We start from the raw sequence: 22,807 nt of genomic DNA on the forward strand, positions 1-22,807 counted from the left end.
CCTACGGCGCCGACGGGCGGGTCACCTGGCTGCGGCACGGCAAGTACGACAGCGGGCAGACGCCGGCCGTCGCGCTCGGCGACGACGGCGACCTCGTCGAGGTGCACCAGTCGCCGAGCGCGACCACGCTCTGGTACCACGTCGGCAAGCTCGGCGCGGACGGCGAAATCACGTGGCAGGCGAGTCACCAGTACGACAACGGCGTGCTGCCGACGGTCGCCTTCACCGACGCGACGCACCTGCGGAGATCCACCGCAGCCAGAGCGGCAATCAGAACTGGGACTGGGACGGCGTGCTCGCGGGCACGACGGTGGCGTGGACGGGCAACGCCAAGACCTCCGACGCGCGGTTCGCCAAGGCGACGGCCACCAGCGCCGGGCGCACCGTGTCGGTGTGGACCGGTGCCGACGGGCCGACTTCGGCGCAGACACTGCGCGCCGACACCGACCGGGTCGGCGGTGACCGGATCCGCTACCGCCAGGTCGCGTTCGACGAGTTCCAGCAGGGCGACAGCGCGGAGCTGCAGCAGGGTGCGCTGTTCTACGGCGCGCCCGCGACGGAATCGGCGTTCATCACCGCGGCCCGGCAGGTGGGCAAGCTGGTCCGCGGCTGGGACTTCGACTCCGCGGGCCAGGCCACCACGCCCCTGGCGAACTACCCGGCGACCAACCACCCGTACGACGCCTGGTACCAGACGCTGCTGACGCAGCGCGGCGCCGTCGAGTAGGCCACCGTCAGCGCTTCGCCAGGGACCGGTAAGCGGCCCTGGCGAAGCTCGGCCGCATGAAGAACCTGACCGTCCTGATCTCCGGCGCCAGCATCGCCGGCCCCGCCCTCGCCTGCCGGCTGGCCCGGTACGGCTGCACCGTCACCGTCGTCGAACGCGCGCCCGCGCTGCGGCCCGGCGGCCAGGCCGTCGACTTCAAGGGCGCCACCCACCGGACCGTCCTGGACCGGATGGGCATCCTCGACGACGTCCTGGCGCGGCAGACCGGCGGGCAGGACCAGACGATCGTCGACGCCGCCGGACGCGCGCGGGCGGTGATCCCCGGCGAGTTCACCGGCGGCGAGATCGAGATCCGCCGTGGCGACCTCGCGGAAATCCTGTACGCGCACACGGCCTGCGAGTACCTCTTCGGCGACACCATCACCTCCCTGACCGAGACCGCGAACGGTGTCGACGTCACCTTCGCCCACGCCGAGCCGCGCCGGTTCGACCTCGTCGTCGGCGCCGACGGCATCCATTCGAACGTCCGGCGGCTCGCGTTCGGCCCGGAACGCGACTACGTGCGCTACCTCGGCTACCACTACGCCCTGGCCGAGCTCGGCGAAGACATCGCCGACGGCGAAGCGGTGATGTACAACGAACCGGGCCGGATGGCCGCCGTCGGCGGTCCGAAGGCCTCGGCGTTCTTCGTCTTCGCCTCGCCCGAGCTCGACTACGACCGCACCGACACCGAGAAGCAGCGGCAGCTGCTGATGGACGCCTACCGGGGCGGCGGCTGGCGGCTGCCCGAACTGATGGCCCGGGTCCCGCAGGCCCGCGAGTTCTACCTGGACTCACTCAGCCGCGTCACGATCGACCGCTACTCCCGCGGCCGGATCGTGCTGCTCGGCGACGCGGCCTACGGCAACACCCTCGGCGGCTTCGGGACCGGCCTGGCGGTGGTCGGCGCGTACGTGCTCGCCGGGGAGCTGCGCGAGGCCGCGGGCGACCACCGGGTCGCGTTCGCCCGCTACGAGGAGCTGATGCGGGACTACGCGAAGGTCTCGCAACGCGGCAGCGCCGGACCGTTCCTGGCGCCGCCGTCCCCGCTCCGGATCAAGCTCCGGGACTGGACGTTCAAGTCCCGTTTCCTGCTCGGCCTGATGCTCAAGGCGACCGACAAGTTCGCCACCGACATCGAGCTGCCGGACTACGCCTCGGGGTCGTAGGCCAGGTTCGGCCGCAGCCACTGCTCGACCTCGGCGATCTCGACGCCCTTGCGGCGGGCGTAGTCCTCGACCTGGTCGCGGCCGAGCCGGCCGACGGTGAAGTACTTCGAGTCCGGGTGGGCGAAGATCAGCCCGGACACGCTCGCCGCCGGTGTCATCGCGTACGACTCGGTCAGGGCCATGCCCAGCTCGCCCGCTTCCAGGAGCTCGAACAGCTCGCGCTTCTGGCTGTGGTCGGGGCTGGCCGGGTAGCCGAGCGCCGGGCGGATGCCGCGGAACCGCTCCGCGTGCAGGTCCTCGAGCTTCGGCTGGGCGTCCGGCTCGAACCAGTCGCGGCGGGCACGCAGGTGGATGTGCTCGGCGAACGCCTCGGCGAGCCGGTCGGCCAGCGCCTTGACCATGATCGCGCGGTAGTCGTCCTGCTCGGCTTCGTACCGCTTGGCCAGCGCCTCGGCGCCGTGGATGGCCACCGCGAAGCCGCCCAGGTGGTCGCCGACCGGGGCGATGTAGTCGGCCAGGCAGCGGTTCGCGCGGTCGGCGGGCTTCGCCGTCTGCTGCCGCAGCATCGGGAACTTGACGTGCGCGTACGCGCCTTCGAGCAGGATGTCGTCGCCTTCGCTGTGCGCCGGCCAGAACGCATACGCGCCCTTCGCGGTGAAACTGCCTTCGGCGATGATCTGGTCGAGCAGGGTGTTCGCGTCGTCGAACAGCTCGCGGGCGACCGGCTGCTCCAGGATGGCCGGGTACTTGCCCTTGAGCTCCCAGGCCAGGAACAGGAACTGCCAGTCGACCATCTCGCGCAGTTCCGCGATGCCCGGCTCGAGCACGCGGACGCCGGTGAACTCCGGCGTCGGCAGGCCGTCGAACGCGACCTTCTCGGGGTTCGCGCGAGCCTGTTCGAGGGTGAGCATCGGGCGGCGCTGCTTGTTCGCGTGCTGCTCGCGCAGCACCTCCTGGTCGGCCCGGTTCTTTTCCGCCAGCACGATCGAGCGGTCCGGGTCGAGCAGGTCGGACACCACGCCGACCACGCGCGACGCGTCGAGCACGTGCACCGTCGCGTTGTCGTAGGCCGGGGCGATCTTGACCGCCGTGTGCTGGCGGGACGTCGTCGCGCCGCCGATGAGCAGCGGCAGCTTCAGCCCGCGCCGCTGCATCTCGGTGGCGACGTTGACCATCTCGTCGAGCGACGGCGTGATCAGCCCGGACAGCCCGACCGCGTCGGCGCCCTCGGTGACCGCGGTGTCGAGGATCTTCGCCGCCGGCACCATCACACCGAGGTCGATCACCTCGTAGTTGTTGCAGCCCAGCACCACGCCGACGATGTTCTTGCCGATGTCGTGCACGTCGCCCTTGACCGTGGCGAGCACGACCTTGCCCTGGCCGTTCGACACGGCGGCCCGGCCCGCGAGCCGGGCCTCCTCCTTCTCGGCCTCCATGAAGGGTTCGAGGTAGGCGACCGACCGCTTCATCACGCGCGCGCTCTTGACCACCTGCGGCAGGAACATCTTGCCGGAGCCGAACAGGTCGCCGACGATCTTCATGCCGTCCATCAGCGGGCCTTCGATGACCTCGAGGGGCCGCGCCATCGTCAAGCGCGCCTCTTCGGTGTCTTCCTCGATGTAGTCGACGATGCCGTGCACCAGGGCGTGCGACAGCCGCTCGGCCACGGTGCCTTCGCGCCACGACAGGTCCACGACGCGCTTGGTGCCGCTGCCCTTGACGTTCTCCGCGAAGCTGACGAGGCGGTCGGTGGCGTCTTCGCGGCGGTCGAAGAGCACGTCCTCGACCAGTTCGAGCAGGTCCTTCGGGATGTCTTCGTAAACGGCGAGCTGGCCGGCGTTGACGATGCCCATGTCCAGCCCGGCCTGCACGGCGTAGAACAGGAACGCCGAGTGCATCGCCTCGCGCACCACGTCGTTGCCGCGGAAGGAGAAGGACAGGTTCGAGATGCCGCCGCTGGTCCGCGCGCCGGGACAGCGCTCCTTGATCCGGGGCAGCGCGTCGATGAACGCCTTCGCGTAGCCGTTGTGCTCGGCGATGCCGGTGGCGACGGCCAGCACGTTCGGGTCGAAGATGATGTCCTCGCCGGCGAACCCGGCCTGCTGCGTCAGCAGGTCGTACGCGCGGCCGCAGATCGCCACCTTGCGGTCGGCGGTGTCGGCCTGGCCCTGCTCGTCGAAGGCCATCACGACGACGCCGGCGCCGTAGTCGCGGATGGTGCGGGCCTGGGCGAGGAACGACTCCTCGCCCTCCTTGAGGCTGATCGAGTTGACCACACCCTTGCCCTGCAGGCAGCGCAGGCCGGCTTCGAGCACGCTCCACTTGGAGCTGTCGACCATCACCGGGATCCGGGCCACCTCGGGCTCGGTGGCGATCAGGTTGAGGAAGGTCGTCATCGCCTGCTCGGATTCGAGCAGGTCGGCGTCCATGTTGACGTCCAGCAGGTTGGCCCCGCCGCGGACCTGCTCCAGCGCGACGTCGACGGCGCCCTGGTGATCGCCGGATTCGATGAGCCGCCGGAACCGCTTGGAGCCGGTGACGTTGGTGCGCTCGCCGATCATCACGAACCCGGTGTCGGCGCCGATGCCGAACGGCTCGAGGCCGCTGAACCGCGTGTGGGTGCGCGGCGCCGGCACCTCCCGCGGGCCGACCTCCTTCGCCGCCGCGGCGATCTTCGCGATGTGTTCCGGGGTGGTGCCGCAACAGCCGCCGACGAGGTTGACCAGGCCGTCACGGGCGAACCCGCCGATCAGGCCGGCGGTCTCCTCGGGCGTCTGGTCGTAGCCGCCGAACGCGTTCGGCAGCCCGGCGTTGGGGTGGCAGGCGACGTAGGTGTCGGCGATCCGCGAGAGCTCCTCGACGTGCGGGCGCATCTCCTCGGCGCCCAGCGAGCAGTTCACGCCGACGACCAGCGGCTTCGCGTGTTCGATCGAGCTCCAGAACGCCTCGACGGTCTGGCCCGAGAGCGTCCGGCCGCTCAGGTCGACGATGGTGACCGAGATCCACAGCGGCAGGTGCGGCGCGACCTCGCGCGCGGCGGCGATCGCGGCCTTGCAGTTCAGCGTGTCGAAGATCGTCTCGATCAGCAGCAGGTCGACACCGCCCTCGGCGAGCCCGGCGATCTGCTCGGCGTAGGACGCCTTGACCTGCTCGAACGTGACCGCCCGGTACGCCGGGTCCTCGACCTTGGGCGACAGGCTGAGCGTGACGTTCAGCGGCCCGATCGACCCGGCGACGAACTTGCCTCCGGCCTCGTCGGCGGCTTGGCGGGCGAGCTGCGCGCCGCGGACGTTCATCTCGTGGACGTACGCCTGCAGGCCGTAGTCGGCCTGGCCGATGCTGGTCGCGGTGAAGGTGTTGGTCGTGGTGATGTCCGCGCCGGCCGTGAGGTACTGGCGGTGGACGCCGAGGATGACGTCCGGGCGGGTGAGGTTCAGCAGGTCGGGGTCGCCGGTGACGTCGTGGGTGTGGTCGCCGAAGCGTTCGCCGCGGTAGTCGGCCGGAGTGAGCCCGGCGCCCTGCAGCATGGTGCCCCAGGCGCCGTCGAGCACGGCCACGCGCTGGTCGAGCAGCTCGCGCAGGCGCGCTGTTGAGTCGAACGCCGTGGACTCTCGCGGGGTGTTCACCGGCAGCCTCCCTCGATCGGGAGGCGCCCTTGGTTGGTCATTCCCGGCCGAGCGTGGCGGACCCGGTGGTCCGTTGCAGCGCCTCTCGGCCTGTGGTCCACGGTATCGGAACCGGGCCCGCGCACGCCATCCCGCCCCGCCGGCGCGTCCACGGACTGGGACACCGTTTGTCCACAATGGAATACACCGGCCACGCCGCCTCCTCCGCTCGAGCCACCTCACACCGTCGCTCGACCGGCCCATGGCGTTACTCTTCGCGTTCGAAGTGATCACCTTGCGTACCGGCCGGGCCGCTTGAAAACTGAAACACGTTCTAATACGCTCCGCGGGTGGACTACGGAATCGTGCTGTTCACCAGCGACCGGGGGATCACCCCGGCGGCCGCGGCGCGCGCCGCGGAAGCCGCGGGGTTCTCGACCTTCTACGTCCCCGAACACACCCACATCCCGGTGAAGCGCGAGTCACCGCACCCGCGCACCGGCGACGGGTCGCTGCCCGACGACCGCTACAGCCGGACGCTCGACCCGTGGGTCGCGCTGGCGACGGCGGCCGCGGTCACCGAGCGGATCCGGCTCGCCACCGCGGTGGCCCTGCCGGTCGAGAGCGACCCGATCACGCTCGCCAAGACGATCGCCAGCCTCGACCACCTCTCCGGCGGCCGGGTCACCCTCGGCGCCGGCTTCGGCTGGAACGTCGACGAGCTGACCGACCACGGCGTGCCCGGGAACCGCCGCCGCACCGCACTGCGCGAGTACCTCGAGGCGATGAGTGCACTCTGGACGCAGGAGGAAGCGGCCTACGACGGGGAGTTCGTCTCCTTCGGACCGAGCTGGGCGTGGCCGAAGCCGGTCCAGGCGCACATCCCGGTGGTGCTCGGCGCGGGCCCGACCGAGAAGACGTTCCGCTGGATCGCCCGCCACGCGGACGGCTGGCTCACCACGCCGGCCGACACCGACCTGGACGGGCACGTGGCGCTGCTCAAGGAGATCTGGCGTACCGAAGGGCGCGAAGACGCTCCCTTGATCTACGCGCTCGGCGAACGGCCGGACCCCGAACGCCTGGCGCACCTGGATTCCCTGGGCGTGACCGAGACGATCTTCGGCCTCCCCGACCGCGCGCCGGAAGAGGTCGAGGCGTGGATCGGCCGGCTGGCCGGAAAACTCACCCTCGCCCCCGCGCACTGAAACCGGCGGGACGCGGACGAATCCGCGCCCCGCCGGTGATCGACCCCCCGGGGTCAGCTCTTGGCCGCGACGCCCTGGCGGGCCCGCAGGTCGAGTTCGATCTGCTCCAGGCTGCGGCCCTTGGTCTCCGGGACCAGCCACTTGGTGAGCCCGAACAGCACCACGTTCACCCCGGCGAACAGGAACATCGAGCCGCCGATGCCGAGGGACTTCGGGTCGGAGATGATCGGGAACACCGCGCTCACGATCCCCGTCGCCGCCCAGAGGACCACGCTGCTGACGCCCATGCCGGTCGCCCGGTACTTCAGCGGGAACACTTCGGACATCATCACCCAGACGACCGCGCCCCAGCCGAGCTCGTACCCGACCAGGTAGAGCACCATCATCACCAGCATCAGCAGGCCGCGCGTGCCGGTGTCGTGGACGTTCAGCACCACCAGGCCGGCGGCCACCAGCGTCACCACCATGATGACGTTGCCGATGAGCAGCAGCGGTTTGCGGCCCCAGCGGTCCACCACGAACACGACCCACGCGGTGAACAGGAACTTCGTGACGCCCAGCAGCACACCGGACAGCAGCGCCGCCTGGGTGGCGAAGCCGAGCCCGATGAGCATCGTCGGGAAGTACGCGTTGATCGCGTTGACGCCGCTGAACTGCTGGCCGATCGCGAGCAGCAGGGCCACGACGAGCATCGGCCGCACGAAACCGGAGAACAGGTCGCGGATGCGCGGCTTCTCCTCGGTGTCGAGCCGGATGACCTCGTGGATGGTCGCGATCTCCTCGTCCAGGTTCACGGTGCTGCCGTGCGCGCTGGCCAGGACCCGCCGCGCCTCTTCCTCCTGGCCGTTCTTGACCAGCCAGCGCGGCGTCTCCGGCAGGAACACCAGCCCGATGAGCAGGATCACCGCGGGCACGATCGCGCCGGCGAACATCCAGCGCCACGCCGAGATCGGGCCGAGCCAGTAGCTGACCAGGAACGCGATCAGGATGCCCAGCACGATGAAGATCTGGTTGAGCGCGCCCATCGCGCCCCGCCACTTCGCCGGGGCCAGTTCGGACAGGTAGGTCGGGACGGTCGACGAGGAAAGCCCGATGCCCAGTCCGATGACCAGGCGCGAGAGCACCAGCAGCAGGAACGTCGGCGAGAAGCTCGCCGCCAGCGTGCCCACGATGACGATGCCCGCGGCGACCATGATCGTGCGGCGCCGGCCGAGGGCTTCGTTGGTGCGGCTGGAGAACAGTGCGCCGACGATGGCGCCGACCGACAGGCTGGCGGTGATCACGCCCTTGTCCCAGCTGGTCAGTGCCCACAGCTTCCCGATGAACGGGAGCACCCCGGAGATCACGCCGAGGTCGTAGCCGAAGAGGATGCCGCCGAGCGCGCCGAAGAAGTACAAGGTGGTCCGGCTGATGTGCCGCGCCGGTGCTGTCCGGGTACTTGACTGATCGGTCATTGCCGGGTCGCCTCTTTCTTGAGTCCAGTCGAGCGGAGGTCCAGTCCAGCCAGCGGCCACCACACTCACACGCCGGAAAATAGCGGGCAAGAAGATCCGTGATAACAATTCAGAAACCTGATCGTCGTTCACATACATGACTGCGACAAAACCGGCGCCGCTCGGGTGCGGGGGCCGGCGCCACCCGGCCCGAAATCCACTATGGACAGTGTCCGCCGGGCGAAATCGTCGAACGCTTTACAACGCTCCGAGCGCTGGTTTACCGTCCCTCTGGAAGCGCTCCCAGAGTGTGGAGGCCAAGGTGCACAACGTCGTGCCAAGAACGCATTCCCCGTCCAGGTTCCGCTCGGCGAGACGGCTGTTCGTCAGCGCGCTCGCCGTCCTCCTGCCCGCTGCCCTCGCCGTCACGGTCGGCGCGCCGGCCTCCCCGGCCGCCCCGGCGGCCACCACGTGGCGCAACGCCGAGATCGCCGGCGGCGGGTTCGTCCCCGGCATCATCTTCAACCAGACCGAGCCCGGGCTGGTCTACGCCCGCACCGACATCGGCGGGGCGTACCGGTGGAACACCGCCACCGGCCGCTGGCTCCCGCTGCTGGACTCGGTCGGCTGGACCGACTGGGGGCACAACGGCGTCGTCAGCCTGGCCACCGATCCGGTCGACCCGAACCGGGTCTACGTCGCCGCCGGGATGTACACCAACAGCTGGGACCCGAACAACGGCGCGATCCTGCGGTCGGCCGACCGCGGTGCCAGCTGGCAGGCGGCCGCGCTGCCGTTCAAGCTCGGCGGCAACATGCCCGGCCGCGGCATGGGCGAGCGGCTCGCGATCGACCCGAACCGCAACAGCGTCCTCTACCTCGGCGCGCCGAGCGGCAACGGGCTGTGGCGCAGCACGGACTCCGGCGTCACCTGGGCGAAGGTGACCAGCTTCCCCAACCCGGGCAACTACGCGCCCGACCCGAACGACACGACGGGCTACTCCAGCGACAACGAGGGCGTCACCTGGGTGACGTTCGACCCGACGACCGGCACCCGCGGGAGCACCACGCAGACGATCTACGTCGGCGTCGCGGACAAGCAGAACACCGTCTACCGCAGCACCGACGGCGGCGCGACGTGGGCGCGGCTGGCCGGCCAGCCCACCGGGTACCTGGCGCACAAGGGCGTCCTCGACGCGACCGGCGGCTACCTCTACCTCGCCACCAGCGACACCGGCGGCCCCTACGACGGTGGCAAGGGCGACGTCTGGAAGTACGCCACGAAGACCGGCACCTGGACGCGGATCAGCCCGATCCCCTCCGACAGCTCCGACGACTACTTCGGCTACAGCGGGCTGACGATCGACCGGCAGCACCCGAACACGCTGATGGTCGCCACGCAGGTGTCGTGGTGGCCGGACGTGATCTTCTTCCGCAGCACGGACGGCGGCGCCACCTGGACCCGGATCTGGGACTTCTCAAGCTACCCCGACCGGTCGCTGCGCTACACGCAGGACGTGTCCTCGGTGCCGTGGCTGACCTTCGGCGTCCAGGCCGCTCCCCCGGTGCCCTCGCCCAAGCTCGGCTGGATGACCGAGTCGGTGGAGATCGACCCCTTCGACTCGAACCACCTGCTCTACGGCACCGGAGCCACGATCTACGGCACGTCCGACCTCACGAAGTGGGACAGCGGCGGCAAGATCACGATCAAGCCGGTCGTCGGCGGCCTCGAGGAGACCGCGGTGCTGGACCTGATCAGCCCGCCGTCGGGCGCTCCCCTGCTGTCCGGCCTCGGCGACATCGGCGGGTTCCGGCACGACAGCCTCGACGCGGTCCCGGCCACCATGTTCACGCAGCCGGTGTTCACCACGACCACCAGCCTCGACTACGCCGAGCTGAACCCGGCGACGATCGTGCGCGCCGGCACGCTCGACCGGTCCGCGCGGCCGAACGACAACCGGATCGCCTTCTCCACCGACGGCGGGAAGAACTGGTTCCAGGGCGCGGAGCCGGGCGGGAACGCCAGCGGCGGCACGGTGGCCGCGGCCGCCGACGGCAGCCGGTTCGTCTGGAGCCCGGACGGCGCGAACGTCAGCTACTCCGTCGGCTTCGGCTCGTCGTGGACGGCGTCGACGGGCATCCCGGCCGGCGCGGTGGTCGAGTCCGACCGGGTCGACCCGAAACGGTTCTACGGGTTCGCGGCGGGCAAGTTCTACGTCAGCACCGACGGCGGCGCGAAGTTCACCGCGACCGCCGCCACCGGGCTGCCGGCCGGATCGGCGCACTTCAAGGCCATGCCGGGCGTGGCCGGGGACATCTGGCTGGCCGGCGGCTCCGGCACGGCGTACGGCCTGTGGCACTCGACCGACTCCGGAGCGTCCTTCACGAAGCTGGCCAACGTCGCCGAAGCCGACAACATCGGGTTCGGCAAGGCCGCACCCGGCCGGACGTACGCGGCGTTGTACACGATCGCGAACATCGGCGGGGTGCGCGGGATCTTCCGCTCGGACGACGCGGGAGCTTCGTGGACGCGGATCAACGACGACCGGCACCAGTACGGCAACATCGGGGCGGCCCTGACCGGCGATCCGCGGGTGTACGGCCGGGTGTACGTCGGCACGAACGGCCGTGGCGTGATCGTGGGCGAGTCCGGAGGCAGCGAGCCACCGCCGACGACGAGCACCACGCCGACCACCACCACGACTCCGACGACGACCACCACCACCACGCCCACGACGACCACCACTCCGGTGCCGTCGGGGTCCTGCACGGCGGCCTACACGGTCACCAACCAGTGGCAGGGCGGGTTCCAGGCCTCGGTGAAGGTGGGCAACACCGGCACCGCCGCGGTGACCGGGTGGACGGTGACGTGGACCTACGCCGACGGGCAGCGCGTGACGCAGGCGTGGAACGCGCAGGTCACCCAGAGCGGCGCGGCGGTGACGGCGCTGGACGCGGGCTGGAACAAGACCATCCCCGCGGGCGGGAGCGCGGAGTTCGGGTTCACCGGGACGGCGGGGACGGCGAACGGCAAGCCCGCGGCGATCTCGCTCAACGGGAAGGCCTGCACGACGTCCTGAGCCGAGGGTCCACGCGCGGGAAGGGGGTTTCAACCCACCCCCAGGCGGTTGAAACCCCCTCCCCGCGCCCCCAGTCCGGAGGCCCCGCCCGAGCAGCCGCAGCCTGCTCGGGCGATGTCCCCGGTGAGGTCCACTCTTCCCGTTGCCGACGACAGCCGCCATTCCTGCCCAAAGGGGACTTTTTCGTCGCGGCACACCCGCGCTGAGCAGCGCGAACCTGCGCCGGAGGCGGCGAAAATACCCAGCCGGGCGAGCAAAACTTACCCGGCGGACAGCGCGCGGCTCAGGCGCTCTCCAGCACGACCTTCCCGATGTGGTGGCGGGACTCCAGGTGCGCGAGCGCCCCGGCCACCTCGTCGAAGCCGAACCGGCGATCGATCACCGGCTTGAGGCCGGTCCGCTCGATCGCCCGGTTCATCGCCCGGAACGTCTCGCGGGAGGCGTTCGTGAGACCGCGCAGGGTCAGCTGCTTGACCAGCACCAGGATCGGGTCGGCGGCGCCTTCGTGGGTCAGGACACCGGCGACGCTGACGTGCCCACCGTACCGCGCGGCGAGCATCGACTGGCCGATCGTGCCGCCGCCACCGACGTCGACGACGTGGTCCACGCCGCCGCCGGTCAGGCCGGCCACCGCGGCCCCCCACTCCGGGGTGGTCGCGTGGTTGAGCGTCTCGGCGGCCCCGAGCGCGCACAGCCGCTCGAGCTTTTCGTCCGAGCTGGACGTCGAGATGACGTGGGCGCCGCCGAGCGCGGCGAACTGCAGGGCGAACGTGGACAGGCCACCGCTGCCGAGGGTGAGCACGGTCTGCCCCGGCGCCACCCGGCCTTCCTCGACCACGGCGCGCCAGGCCGTCACGCCGGCGCTGGGCAGCGTGGCGGCTTCGGCGTAGTCGAGGTGCGCGGGCACCGCGACCAGGGCGTCCTCGGCGAAGACGGCGTACTCCGCGAGCACGCCGTCGAGCGTGCCGCCCAGGTCGTCCGCGGTCTTCTCCGGCGTGCCGGGACCGGCCAGCCAGGCCGGGAAGTACGTCGCCGCCACCCGGTCACCGGTGGTCCAGGCGCGCACCCCCGCCCCGACCGCGACGATCTCGCCCGCGCCGTCGGACAGCGGGATCACGTCCGGCTTCACCGGCTTCGGGTAGAACCCCTTGAAGATCATCAGGTCGCGGGCGTTGACCGCCCACCCGCGCAGCCGGACCAGGACCTGTCCGGGACCGGGCTCGGGAACGTCCCGCTCGCCCAGGACGAGCCCGGCACCGGGGCGGGGCAGGGAAAAGAACTTCACAGCGGCTCCAACAGGTCGGGGACACTCCTCAACGCGGCCAGTGTGTCGACGCCGCGAGTTCGCCGTCGACGGTCGCCAGCAGTTCCGGGGTGAGCCCGGCGAGCGACGTGGCGAAGTGGCGGACGCCGAACGAGGCCATGAACTCCCGCTGCCGCGCGTGGGCGGGGCTCGAGGGGAACCCGACGAACCCGGCGCCGTGCGCACGGGCGTCCTCGGCGACCCGGCTGACGTCGTCGACGAACACGATTTCGTCGAAGTCGACGCCGAGCACGGTCCGCGTGATGTGGCCGACGCCCGGGCGGTGCTCGTTGATGCTCACGTACGGCACCTCGGGATCGAGGAGGTCCGCGAAGTCGCCGAGGTGGTGGTCGAAGGTGTGCTCGCGGGTCCGGCCGCCGTAGCAGACCAGCCGCACGGGGAGCTTCGCCAGCGCCTCCAGGCAGTCCCGCGCCCCGGCGGCCACCCGGATCGGGTGCTCGGCCAGGTAGTCCTGCCGCGCGGCCCACAGCTGCCTCAGCGTCTCCTCGGCCGGCTGGTCCAGACCGCAGAGGCGGGTGATCTTTTCGGCGACGACGATGTCGCGCAGCCCGATGACGTCCCACTCGGCCGCGGCGTCGTACTTCCCGCCGTGCTCGGTGACGAACCGGGCGATCATGGCCAGGTAGGTGTCGTCGATGAGCACGCCGTCGCAGTCGAGCGCGACCACGCGCAGCTTGGCGAACCCGCTCACCGCTGCGCGAACACTTCCCGCGCGGCCGCGATCGCGTTGAGCGCGGCCGGGAAGCCGCAGTAGAACGCCAGGTGCAGCACGGTTTCCACGGCCTCCTGCCGGGTGCCGCCGACGTTGAGCAGCCCGTGGAGGTGCACCTTCAGCTGCGGCAGCGCGGTGCCCAGGGCGACGCAGGCGGCGATCGTGACGATCTCGCGGTGGCGCAGGCTCAGGTGCGGCCGGGTGTAGATCTCGCCGAAGGTGAATTCGACGATGTAGGCGGCCAGGTCGGGGGCGATGTCCTTCAGTCCCGCGGCGACCTCCTCCCCCGCCTCGCCGTCGACGGCCCGCATCGCCGCCAGGCCGCGCTCGTAGCGGTCCTCGATGCCCGCCCACGGCACTTCGGCGGCCTCTTCGGCCGGTGCCGGCTCCTCGTCGGGCAGGCCGTCGAAGGCCGCCTTCAGCGCCGTCAGGGCGTTGAGCGTGGCCGGGAACCCGGCGAAGGAACTGACGTGGATCACCGCCTCGATCAGCTGACGGCGGGTGCAGCCGACGTTGAGCGCGGCCTTGGCGTGGAACTGCAGCTGGGAACCGGCGTAGCCGAGGGCGGTGAGCGCGGCGACGGTCGCCAGCTGCCGCTCCGGCAGGGGCAGGCCGGGCCGGTGGTAGACGTCGCCGTAGATGAACCCGACGCACTGCTCGCCGAACTCGGCCTCCCCGATGCTCTCGAACAGGTCCAGCACGGCCGGCCGGTCGGCCCCGCCGAGCTGCTGGATGAGTTTCAGGCCCTGGGCGAAGGACGCGGAGCGGTCCTGCTGCTGCAGGTCGGACATCGTGGAGTGGTTTCCTTCCGGATCGGGGCCGGCCGAGGCTCAGCCGAGGTAGGCCCGGGTGGCCTGGCCGGCCTTGCGGCGTTCGAGGGTGCCGATGCGCCCCTGCGCGATCATCGAGTACTCGATGCCGGCGGTGGCCACGGTGCGCCCCTGCTGGCGCACCGACGTCGTGGCGCGGAACTTGAGGTGGGTCTCCCGGCCGACGTCGGACTCGACGATCAGCGACTCGACCGTGGCCGGGAGCGGGAACAGGAAGTCCTGGAAGGACAGGTCGATCCGTTTCCACACCCCGGCGTACGCCGCCGGGGCGAGACCGGGGCGGATCGCGGTCTCGAACTGCGCGATGCAGATCTGCCGCATCGCCTCGATGATCACGATGCCCTGCACGTGCTCGCCGGTGTGGTGGTCGAGGACCAGCTCGTTGTCGCGGTGGATCCGCAGCTCGGCCCGGCAGTGCGCAGGTGCCGGGCTGTGCACGCCGGCGAGCAGGACGTTCTCCGCCCGGTCCTTGTGGACGACGACGGGCGGTTCGGACGGCCGCCGGAACGCGGCCGGATCCGCCAGGCACACGGTTCCTTCGCTCTTCTCGCAAGCGGTTTCGAGCAGCTCGCCGTCGGCCGCGTCGATGCCCTGGCCGAAGTGGACGATCCAGTGGCAGCCCGGCGCCACCGGACCGCCGGAACCGAGCAGGGCCAGCAGGCCCGACAGCGTGAACACCCGGTCCTCCCGGGCGAACTGCGCGAAGCGGTCGGCGACCACGACGACGTCCCGCCGCGTGTGCCCCTCGATCGCCCAGGCCGCGCACGGGGTCTTCGGGCACGAGACATCGTGCGGTGCCACCTCGGGGGCCTCCGTCCGGGTCGGGTCCGGCGTCACGGCCGCGCCGAAGGGTGGGCGTCCAGGAGTGCTTCGGCGAGGTTGCGGGCCGTCGTGGCCGACCGCCAGCGCGGCCCGGCCAGCTCGGTGACCATCAGCTTCAGCATGGCGCGCACCATGTCCGGCTGCTTGCCCACGCCCACGTCCAGCAGCGGACCGACCTGCGCGGCGGCACCGTCGAGGTCGCCGAGCCGCAGGTGGGCGCGGCCCGTGTCGATCCGGATCATCGGATCCATGGCTTCCCAGCGGTTTTCCGTCGTCAGCTTCTCGAAGGCCTCGCGGGCGGTGGTGAATTCGCGCAGCGCGGCCGAGGCCTGCCCGACCGAAAGCAGCGCGTTGCCGGCCATGTAGTGGCGCCGGTCCTTCGTGATGTTGAAGAAGCGGTCCTCGCCGCCCGCCCCCACATCCGGGTCCTCGATGGCCGTCCAGCGCGCGATCGCGTCCAGCACCGGCCGCTCCGCCTGCACCGACGACCAGCCACGCGCCTCGGCGAGGATGAGCGGGGCGTCCGTGAGGCGCCCGCCCGCGTGGTAGTTGAGCCCGTCGGCGGCGAGCTTCGCGGACTCGATGCCGTTCCCGGCCCAGAACGCCACGCGGGCCTGGGACGTGCGCACCCAGCGCCGGGCGAGGAAGTCGTCGGCGTACTGGGTGTAGAGCCACGCGGCGGAATTGAGCTCGCGCGAGAGCCGGTACCGGCCCAGGTCCCCCGCGATCCAGGCCATCATCGCGCTCGACTTCGCCCCGACGAGCAGGAGGTCCTGCGTCTGCTTCGGCCGCTGACGGCCCTTCAGCAGGGACGCGGTCCGGCCGGCGATCACCGCGAGCTGGCCGAGGATCGAGTCGGGCGCCATGCGGGTGTAGGCGCCGCCGAGGAAGTCGAGGTCCGACCACAGGTCGTCGAGCTGGGCCTCGTCCACGTTGGTCTTCGTGAGCAGGATCGCGTCGCCGAGGGCGCCGGCGCCGATCTCCTCGTCCACCCGGGCCTGGGTGCGTGCCGGCGGCGGCGACTCGGGCTCGGGGGCCGCGCCGGCCGCGGGCTCCGGGTCGGCGTGGTACTCGGCGAGGTCCTTGGCCGGCAGCTGCTCGAGATCACGCAGCCCCAGCAGGCACTTCCAGCCGGTGCCGTAGACCTTGGCCAGCACCCGCAGCGCGGCGACCGTGGGCCGGACGCCGCGTTCGGGCCACTGCTCGTACTCCCAGATCCGCGTGCCGCGCATGCCCGCGCGAGGGTCTCCGGTGACGGCGTTGTACTGGTGCGCCGCGACGTCCAGCGAAAGCTCGGACGCCAGCCGCCACGCGGTGCGCGGCGGGATCCGGCATTCGACGATCAGGTTCTTCGCCACCTGGGCCGGGATCGCCTCCTCGGGAAAGCCCAACGCGGTCAGCCGGTCCCGCAGTTGTGCACGGTAGGGCTTGCTCCCTGGTTTGGCCTGTCGACTCATCGTTCATCCAACGATTCCGGAGTACGGGGGCTCCCCTCGACGACCCTACCGCAGCGTGAGCGCGGCGGCCCAGTTCGTCACGAGAGCGGAAACCGTGTGATTTCCGAGAAGTTGAGTACGCAACAAGGGTTCCCGGTCCGAAGAGGCGGGCGGACGAGCCGCCTGCGGGAGGTTGGCGCGGCGGCTGAGAGCGCTCCCAATTTTCGTCGTCCCCGCCGAATCGTGATCTTGGGGCGGATTTCCGAGAATCCACCCCAACGGCGGCGTCCGTGCCCGCGCACCGGTGGCGCAGTGCGATCGGGACATGTCCTGCGCGCCAACGGGTTCGGCCGTTCAGGAGTGTTCAGTGGCGAGGCCGGACGCACCGGCTGCGGAAAACGGACCACCGGATCGGCCCGCGTCCGGGTCCCTCTTTACAAGCGCGACACACCGGGGTTACCTTTCCGGCGGCTGGAAGCGCTCCCATGCCAGGTCGCCTCGCCAGAACGCGGCCACCACCCAGGGGCGTCGTGGTGCAGGCCACGGCGCCCCTGTCCGCGTCCCCGGAGGAGCCATCCCATGAACAGGTTCGCCGGCGCCCTGGCCGCGCTCTGCCTCGCCGCGGCGGGCACCACCGCGATCGTCGTGGCCGGTCCGGCCGCCGCCGCCCCCGCGTGCTCGGTCGCCTACCACGTCAACCAGTGGCAGAGCGGGTACACCGCCGACATCGCGGTGACCAACGGCGCCACCGCGGTCTCCTCCTGGACACTCACCTGGAACTACGCCGGGAACCAGTCCGTCACGTCCGCGTGGAACGCCACCGTCCGCCAGAGCGGGACCGCGGTCACCGCGCAGAGCCTGTCCTACAACGGCGCGCTGCCCGCCGGCGGCTCGGTCTCCTTCGGCCTCCAGGGCACCTACAGCGGGACGAACGCCACGCCCACGGACTTCGCGCTCAACGGCGTTCCGTGCGGCGACCCCGCTCCCCCGACCTCGACCACGCCGACCACCCCCACCACGACCACCCCCACCCCCACCACGACGACGCCCACCACACCGACCACGACGACGTCCGGGCCGCTGCCTGCCGGTTGCGCGAGCGCCGCGATCTGCGACGACTTCGAGCAGCAGACCGGCACCACCCCGGGCGGCCGCTGGACCGTCGGCGCGGCCAACTGCACGGGCACGGGCACGGTCGCCGTCGACACCGCGGTCGCGCACTCGGGCTCCCGCTCGGTCAAGGTCACCGGCCAGGGCGGCTACTGCAACCACGCCTTCCTCGGCACCAGCCTCACCGGCGTCGGCTCGGGCCACCTCTTCGGCCGGTTCTGGGTCCGGCACACGACGGCGCTGCCCACCGGGCACGTCGCGTTCATGGCCATGCGCGACACCGCAGACGGCGGCCGCGACCTGCGCGCCGGCGGGCAGAACCGGGCGCTGCAGTGGAACCGCGAGTCCGACGACGCGACGCTCCCCGCGCAGAGCCCGGCCGGGGTGGCCCAGAGCGTCCCCCTGGCGACCGGCACCTGGTCGTGCTTCGAGTTCGAGGTCAACGGCGGCGCGGGACAGCTGCGGACGTGGCTGAACTCCGCCGAGGTGCCCGGCCTCGTCGTCGACGGCGTCCCGACCCCCGACATCGACCAGCAGTGGCTCAACAAGGCCTGGCACCCCGCGGTGACCGACCTGCGCCTCGGCTGGGAAAGCTACGCGGGCGACGCCGACACGCTGTGGTACGACGACGTCGCCGTCGGCACCTCGAGGATCGGCTGCTGACCGGGCGGGCTACCGGCCGAGGACGCGCTCGATCCCGGCCAGCTCGTCGTCGGTGAACTCGAGGTTCCCGGTGGCCGCGACGGTGTTCTCCAGCTGGGCGACGCTGCTCGCGCCGATCAGCGCGGAGGTGACGCGGCCGCGGCGCAGCACCCAGGCGATGGCCAGCTGCGCCAGCGTCTGCCCGCGCCCCTCGGCGATGTCGTTCAGCGCGCGGATGGTCGCCAGGGTGTCGTCGGTCAGCCGGTCGCTGGTGAGGAACGGGCTGGCACCGGCCGCGCGGGAGTCGGCCGGGATGCCGTCGAGGTAGCGGTCGGTCAGCAGGCCCTGGCTCAGCGGCGAGTAGGCGATCGAGCCGACGCCGTGCTCGTCCAGGGTGTCGAGCAGGCCGTCTTCGACCCAGCGGTCGAGCATCGAATACCGCGGCTGGTGGATCAGCAGCGGTGTCCCCAGCTCCCGCAACGCGGCGAGCGCGGCCTCGGTCTGCTCGGGCGAGTAGTTCGAGATGCCCGCGTACAGCGCTTTCCCGGAGCGGACGGCGGTGTCGAGCGCACCCATCGTCTCCTCGATCGGCGTGTCCGGGTCCGGGCGGTGCGAATAGAAGATGTCGAAGTGGTCCAGCCCGGTGCGGGCCAGGCTCTGGTCGAGGCTCGCCAGGAGGTTCTTGCGGGAGCCCCACTCGCCGTACGGGCCGTCCCACATCAGGTAGCCCGCCTTCGACGACACCAGGATCTCGTCGCGGTGGGGGCGGAAGTCGGCGGCGAAGTGCCGCCCGAAGTTGGCCTCGGCCGAGCCGGGCGGCGGGCCGTAGTTGTTGGCCAGGTCGAAGTGCGTCACCCCGAGGTCGAACGCCCGGCGCAGCACGGCGCGCTGGACGTCGAGGGGCTTGTCGTCCCCGAAGTTGTGCCACAGGCCGAGCGACACGGCGGGCAGCTTCAGCCCGCTGCGCCCGGCGCGCCGGTACGGCATGTCCGCGTACCGGTGTTCGGCCGCGACGAAAGGCGACATGGTTCTCCTTGTCGAGAGGGACGGCGAGCGCAGTCTATCCGCGCGCGAGGAGCGCGCCGGCGAACGACGCCGCCGGTGGCAGGCCGGGCAGCACCGTCGCCTGGTAGGCGTGGTAGACGTCCGGTTTGCCGGCCCACACCGTCGCGGCGGGACGGTTGTCCGGGTCGAGCTCGTGGTGCCACGAACCGAGTTCGCGGTCGACGAAGCAGGCTTCGGCGTGCGCGCACCATTCCTCGAAGCGGGCCAGGTAGGCCGGGTCACCGGTTTCCTGGTGCAGCGTCCACGCCGCGGCCATCGCCTCGGTGACCACCCAGTGCAGCCGGGTGCGCACCACCGGCGTCCCGGCGAAGTCGGTCGTGTAGACGAACCCCGGCCGTCCGTCGACGGCCCAGCCGTACCGGACGGCCGCCTCGAACAGCGCGGCCGCGTCGGGCACCAGCCACGGCGGCGCGGCGGTCCCGAGCGCCCGTCCGAGGTGGACGGCCAGCCGCGCCCATTCGAAGAGGTGCCCGATGGTCGCCCCGAACGGGCGGAACGGGTGGGCGGGCTCGCCGCGGTTGAACTCCAGCCGGACACGCCAGTCCGGGTCGTAGTGCTCCGGGAGCAGCCAGCCGTGCGCGCGGGCTTCGCCGTGGATCAGGCGCTCCACAATGGACAGCGCACGCGCCGCCCACACCGCCTCGCCGGTGACGTCGGCGGCGGCCAGGAACGCCTCCACGGTGTGCATGTTGGCGTTGGCCCCGCGGTAGTCCTCCAGGTGCGTCCAGCCACGGTCCCAGACGTCGGCCACGAGCCCGGCCGACGGCTCCCAGAACCGGCGTTCGACGACTTCGAGGGCCTCGGCCAGCAGCGGCCGGGCGCCTTCGGCACCGGCCGCGGCCGCGCTCGCGGCCGCCAGCACGACGAACGCGTGCTCGTAGGCCCGCTTTTCGGCCAGCGCCGTCGAGGCGTACCAGCCGCCGTGCTCGGCGTCCCGGAGCGGACCGGTGAGCGCCGCGACGCCGTGCGCGACCTGCTCGCCGGCGTCCGCTCCCCGCAGCGACGCGAGCGCGAAGACGTGCGTCATCCGGCAGGTGATCCAGGTCTCGACCGGCCGGTCGAGCACCGGCCGCCCGGCGTCGTCGAGCCAGGCGAACCCACCGGCCGGGTGCGCCGCGCCGCGGGCGAACCCGAGCAGCCGGGCGGGTTCGGCACGCACCCAGGCGGGAACCGAAGACGGACTGTCCACTCTCTGCCTTTCTCCACGGGGCCCGCCCCCTGCGAGGAGCCCCCGTCAACGTAGGCCAAGGCCCCCGCCCCGGCCATCGCGGGCTGTTCCGGAAGTGACCCCCACCGCGTATCCTGACCTTGGAAGCGCTCCCAGTCTTCGACGCACGCAACCCAATGAAGGGACTGACGTGACCAGGAGACGAAGTACCGTCCTCGCCGCCGTCACCGTGCTGCTGGCGAGCCTGACCGCCATCCTGCTGAACACCGGCACGGCCGAGGCGCACGGCGCCATGATGAAACCGGGCAGCCGGACCTTCCTGTGCTGGCAGGACGGGCTCAGCTCGACCGGCGAAATCAAGCCCCAGAACCCGGCCTGCGCGGCCGCGGTGGGGATCAGCAGCGCCAATTCGCTGTACAACTGGTTCGGTGTGCTGCGCTCCGACGGCGCCGGGCGTACCCGCGGGTTCATCCCCGACGGGAAGCTGTGCTCGGGCGGGAACCCGAACTACGCGGGCTTCGACGGGGTCGGCTCATGGCCGCTGACCCACCTGACCGCCGGTGCCCAGTTCGACTTCTCGTACAACGCGTGGGCCGCGCACCCGGGCTGGTTCTACACCTACGTGACCAAGGACGGGTGGAACCCGAACCAGCCGCTCACCTGGGACTCACTGGAGGACCAGCCGTTCCTGACGGTGGACCACCCGCCGGTGACCGGCCAGGTGGGCACGGTGGAAGGCCAGTACAAGTGGAGCGGCGCGCTGCCGTCGAACAAGTCGGGCCGGCACATCATCTACTCGGTGTGGAAGCGTTCGGACAGCGCCGAGACGTTCTACGGCTGCTCGGACGTCACCTTCGACGGCGGGCACGGCGAGGTCACCGGCGTGAAGGACCCGGGCACCGGCACGACGACCACGCCCACGACACCGACGACGCCCACCACCCCGACCACGCCCACGACACCGACCACCCCGACGACCCCCACCACGCCGACGACCCCGACGACGCCGGCGGGCTCCTGCATGGCGATGTACGAGATCACCAACCCCTGGAGCGGTGGCTACCAGGCCACGGTGACGGTGATGAACCACAGCACCCGGGCGTACACGAGCTGGCAGGTCGGGTGGACACTGCCCGCGGGCCAGACGATCGCCAGCGTGTGGAACGGCACGCTGAGCCAGTCCGGTTCGGCGGTCACGATCCGCAACGCCAACTGGAACGGCAGCGTCGCGGCCGACGGCACGACCACCTTCGGGCTGGTCGTCAACACCACGGGAGGCAGCGCGGCCCCCTCGCCGACGTGCCAGGGCACCTGAGCCGTCCTGAGTGGACGAATCGGGAAGGCCGCTTCGGGGAGTCCCTCGAAGCGGCCTTCACCCGTTCGCGGGGCCGGTGCTGCCGCGGGTGATCAGCCGCGGCCGGGAGGCGTAGACGTCGCCGGGGCGCTCCCCCGCCAGCACGTCGTGCAGGACGGAGGCCGCGAGCGCGCCGAGTTCGGCCAGCGGGCGCCGGATCGCGGTGAGCGCGGGGCGGACCAGCCGGCAGAGCGGGGTGTCGTCCCACGACACCACGGAGAGGTCCTTCGGCACCGCCAGGCCGAGTTCGCGCGCGGCCGCGAGCGCGGCCACCGCCAGGTCGTCGGTGTCGCACAGCAGCGCCGTGGGCCGGGGGCGCGCGGCCAGCACCCGGCGGACCGCGTCGGCCGACGGTTCGGGGTGGACGGTGCCGGGGTGCGGGAGCCCGGTCGCCGCCGTGGTGAACGCCCGCCGCCGCGCCGCGGGGTCGGCGAACACCGCCGCGCCCGCGATGCGGACCACGTGCCGGTGCCCCAGCGCCGCGAGGTACGCCAGCGCTTCGGCGGCGCCGGTGACGTCGTCCACGAGCACAGAGGACACGCCCGGCACGCCGCCCGGGCCGCCGAGCACGACCGCCGGCAGGCCGATCCGCACCAGCTCGGCCGCGCAGCCCGGCGCGGTGAGCAGCACGCCGTCGACCCTCCGCTCGGCGCGCCAGCGGCGGTAGACGGCCAGCGCGGCGTCGCGGCCGGGGGCGACCTGCAGCAGCAGCTCGCCCTCGAACCCGTCGAGCAGGGCCGGGACGAACACCTCCAGGGGCCGGTCGAGCACCAGGCCGAACGCTCCGGAGCGGCCGCCGGACAGCGCCCGCGCGGTGCTGCTGGGTGACCACCCGAGCTCCCGGGCGATCTCGGTGATCCGCCGCCGGGTGGCCTCCGAGACGCCGGGGCGGCCGTTGAGGGCGTAGGAGACCGCGCCCTTGGAGACGCCGGCCTCCTTCGCGATGTCGGTGATCGTCGGACGCTTCATCGCAGCCTTCCTTCGCGCCACGAGTCCGGGCTCCACGAGCCCGGAAACCGCAGGTCTCGAAACCGCCGGGGCCGGAGCGCGCGGTCCGTGTTCGCGCGGACACCCGCCGTCGCGCACC

Annotated in this window: 17 protein-coding genes and 1 riboswitch; of the genes, 6 read left to right on the top strand and 11 right to left on the bottom strand. The window is 71.6% G+C overall.

The window, feature by feature from the left end; genetic code table 11:
- Position 1: 1 nt before the first annotated feature.
- Positions 2 to 172 (bottom strand): hypothetical protein, encoded by a 171-nt coding sequence (locus tag QRY02_RS16095; RefSeq protein WP_285992330.1) that lies wholly within the window; start codon positions 170 to 172, stop codon positions 2 to 4.
- A 120-nt stretch (positions 173 to 292) separates the two neighbouring features.
- Between QRY02_RS16095 and QRY02_RS16100 the strand changes: the two genes are divergently transcribed.
- Together QRY02_RS16100 and QRY02_RS16105 are read left to right on the top strand one after the other, a co-directional pair.
- Complete coding sequence (locus tag QRY02_RS16100; protein ID WP_285992331.1) at positions 293 to 727, top strand: hypothetical protein; 435 nt, start codon at positions 293 to 295, stop codon at positions 725 to 727.
- 56 nt (positions 728 to 783) lie between these two features.
- Positions 784 to 1,935 carry an FAD-dependent monooxygenase gene (locus QRY02_RS16105; RefSeq protein WP_285992332.1) on the top strand — a complete coding sequence of 384 codons (1,152 nt, stop codon included), beginning with the start codon at positions 784 to 786 and terminating at the stop codon, positions 1,933 to 1,935.
- Here QRY02_RS16105 and metH read toward each other — a convergent pair.
- Positions 1,917 to 5,561, bottom strand: a complete 3,645-nt coding sequence (metH, locus tag QRY02_RS16110) for a methionine synthase (RefSeq protein WP_285992333.1) — start codon at positions 5,559 to 5,561, stop codon at positions 1,917 to 1,919. The two genes, QRY02_RS16105 and metH, sit on opposite strands and share 19 nt — an antisense overlap.
- A 14-nt stretch (positions 5,562 to 5,575) precedes the next feature.
- Positions 5,576 to 5,654: riboswitch (S-adenosyl-L-homocysteine riboswitch) on the bottom strand.
- Between the two features lie 236 nt (positions 5,655 to 5,890).
- On the opposite strand from metH, the gene QRY02_RS16115 reads away from it, so the two are divergent.
- Positions 5,891 to 6,745 carry an LLM class F420-dependent oxidoreductase gene (locus QRY02_RS16115; RefSeq protein WP_285992334.1) on the top strand — a complete coding sequence of 285 codons (855 nt, stop codon included), beginning with the start codon at positions 5,891 to 5,893 and terminating at the stop codon, positions 6,743 to 6,745.
- Between the two features lie 53 nt (positions 6,746 to 6,798).
- Here QRY02_RS16115 and QRY02_RS16120 read toward each other — a convergent pair whose 3' ends face one another.
- Positions 6,799 to 8,199, bottom strand: a complete 1,401-nt coding sequence (locus QRY02_RS16120; protein WP_285992335.1) for a sugar porter family MFS transporter — start codon at positions 8,197 to 8,199, stop codon at positions 6,799 to 6,801.
- Positions 8,200 to 8,500: 301 nt separating this feature from the next.
- Between QRY02_RS16120 and QRY02_RS16125 the strand changes: the two genes are divergently transcribed.
- Positions 8,501 to 11,257, top strand: a complete 2,757-nt coding sequence (locus tag QRY02_RS16125; protein ID WP_502874208.1) for a cellulose binding domain-containing protein — start codon at positions 8,501 to 8,503, stop codon at positions 11,255 to 11,257.
- A 283-nt stretch (positions 11,258 to 11,540) separates the two neighbouring features.
- On the opposite strand, the gene QRY02_RS16130 is transcribed toward QRY02_RS16125, so the two are convergent.
- Genes QRY02_RS16130 through QRY02_RS16150 form a run of 5 tightly spaced genes read right to left on the bottom strand, consistent with a single transcriptional unit; the run spans position 11,541 to position 16,402 of the window.
- Entirely contained in the window at positions 11,541 to 12,542 is a 1,002-nt protein-coding gene (locus tag QRY02_RS16130) for a zinc-dependent alcohol dehydrogenase family protein (RefSeq protein WP_285992337.1), read from the bottom strand.
- Positions 12,543 to 12,570: 28 nt separating this feature from the next.
- Positions 12,571 to 13,272 carry an HAD family hydrolase gene (locus QRY02_RS16135; RefSeq protein WP_285992338.1) on the bottom strand — a complete coding sequence of 234 codons (702 nt, stop codon included), beginning with the start codon at positions 13,270 to 13,272 and terminating at the stop codon, positions 12,571 to 12,573.
- Entirely contained in the window at positions 13,269 to 14,084 is an 816-nt protein-coding gene (locus QRY02_RS16140) for a carboxymuconolactone decarboxylase family protein (RefSeq protein ID WP_285992339.1), read from the bottom strand. The genes QRY02_RS16135 and QRY02_RS16140 overlap by 4 nt, the downstream gene beginning before the upstream one ends.
- A 39-nt stretch (positions 14,085 to 14,123) precedes the next feature.
- A complete protein-coding gene (locus tag QRY02_RS16145) occupies positions 14,124 to 14,924 on the bottom strand; it encodes an AfsA-related hotdog domain-containing protein (RefSeq protein WP_285992340.1) in 801 nt (266 codons plus the stop codon).
- A 32-nt stretch (positions 14,925 to 14,956) separates the two neighbouring features.
- A complete protein-coding gene (locus QRY02_RS16150) occupies positions 14,957 to 16,402 on the bottom strand; it encodes a hypothetical protein (protein ID WP_285992341.1) in 1,446 nt (481 codons plus the stop codon).
- Positions 16,403 to 16,960: 558 nt separating this feature from the next.
- Here QRY02_RS16150 and QRY02_RS16155 point away from each other — a divergent pair.
- On the top strand, positions 16,961 to 18,154 hold the full coding sequence (locus QRY02_RS16155) for a cellulose-binding domain-containing protein (protein WP_285992342.1): 1,194 nt from the start codon (positions 16,961 to 16,963) through the stop codon (positions 18,152 to 18,154).
- 9 nt (positions 18,155 to 18,163) lie between these two features.
- Here QRY02_RS16155 and QRY02_RS16160 read toward each other — a convergent pair whose 3' ends face one another.
- Positions 18,164 to 19,159: an aldo/keto reductase gene (locus QRY02_RS16160; protein WP_285992343.1), complete on the bottom strand. Its 996-nt coding sequence runs from the start codon at positions 19,157 to 19,159 to the stop codon at positions 18,164 to 18,166.
- Positions 19,160 to 19,193: 34 nt separating this feature from the next.
- Positions 19,194 to 20,387: an AGE family epimerase/isomerase gene (locus QRY02_RS16165; protein ID WP_285992344.1), complete on the bottom strand. Its 1,194-nt coding sequence runs from the start codon at positions 20,385 to 20,387 to the stop codon at positions 19,194 to 19,196.
- Between the two features lie 169 nt (positions 20,388 to 20,556).
- On the opposite strand from QRY02_RS16165, the gene QRY02_RS16170 reads away from it, so the two are divergent.
- Complete coding sequence (locus tag QRY02_RS16170; protein WP_285992345.1) at positions 20,557 to 21,681, top strand: lytic polysaccharide monooxygenase; 1,125 nt, start codon at positions 20,557 to 20,559, stop codon at positions 21,679 to 21,681.
- A 57-nt stretch (positions 21,682 to 21,738) separates the two neighbouring features.
- On the opposite strand, the gene QRY02_RS16175 is transcribed toward QRY02_RS16170, so the two are convergent.
- Positions 21,739 to 22,689, bottom strand: a complete 951-nt coding sequence (locus tag QRY02_RS16175; RefSeq protein ID WP_285992346.1) for a LacI family DNA-binding transcriptional regulator — start codon at positions 22,687 to 22,689, stop codon at positions 21,739 to 21,741.
- Positions 22,690 to 22,807 lie beyond the last annotated feature (118 nt).

The organism is Amycolatopsis sp. DG1A-15b, from assembly GCF_030285645.1.
Classification (GTDB): domain Bacteria; phylum Actinomycetota; class Actinomycetes; order Mycobacteriales; family Pseudonocardiaceae; genus Amycolatopsis.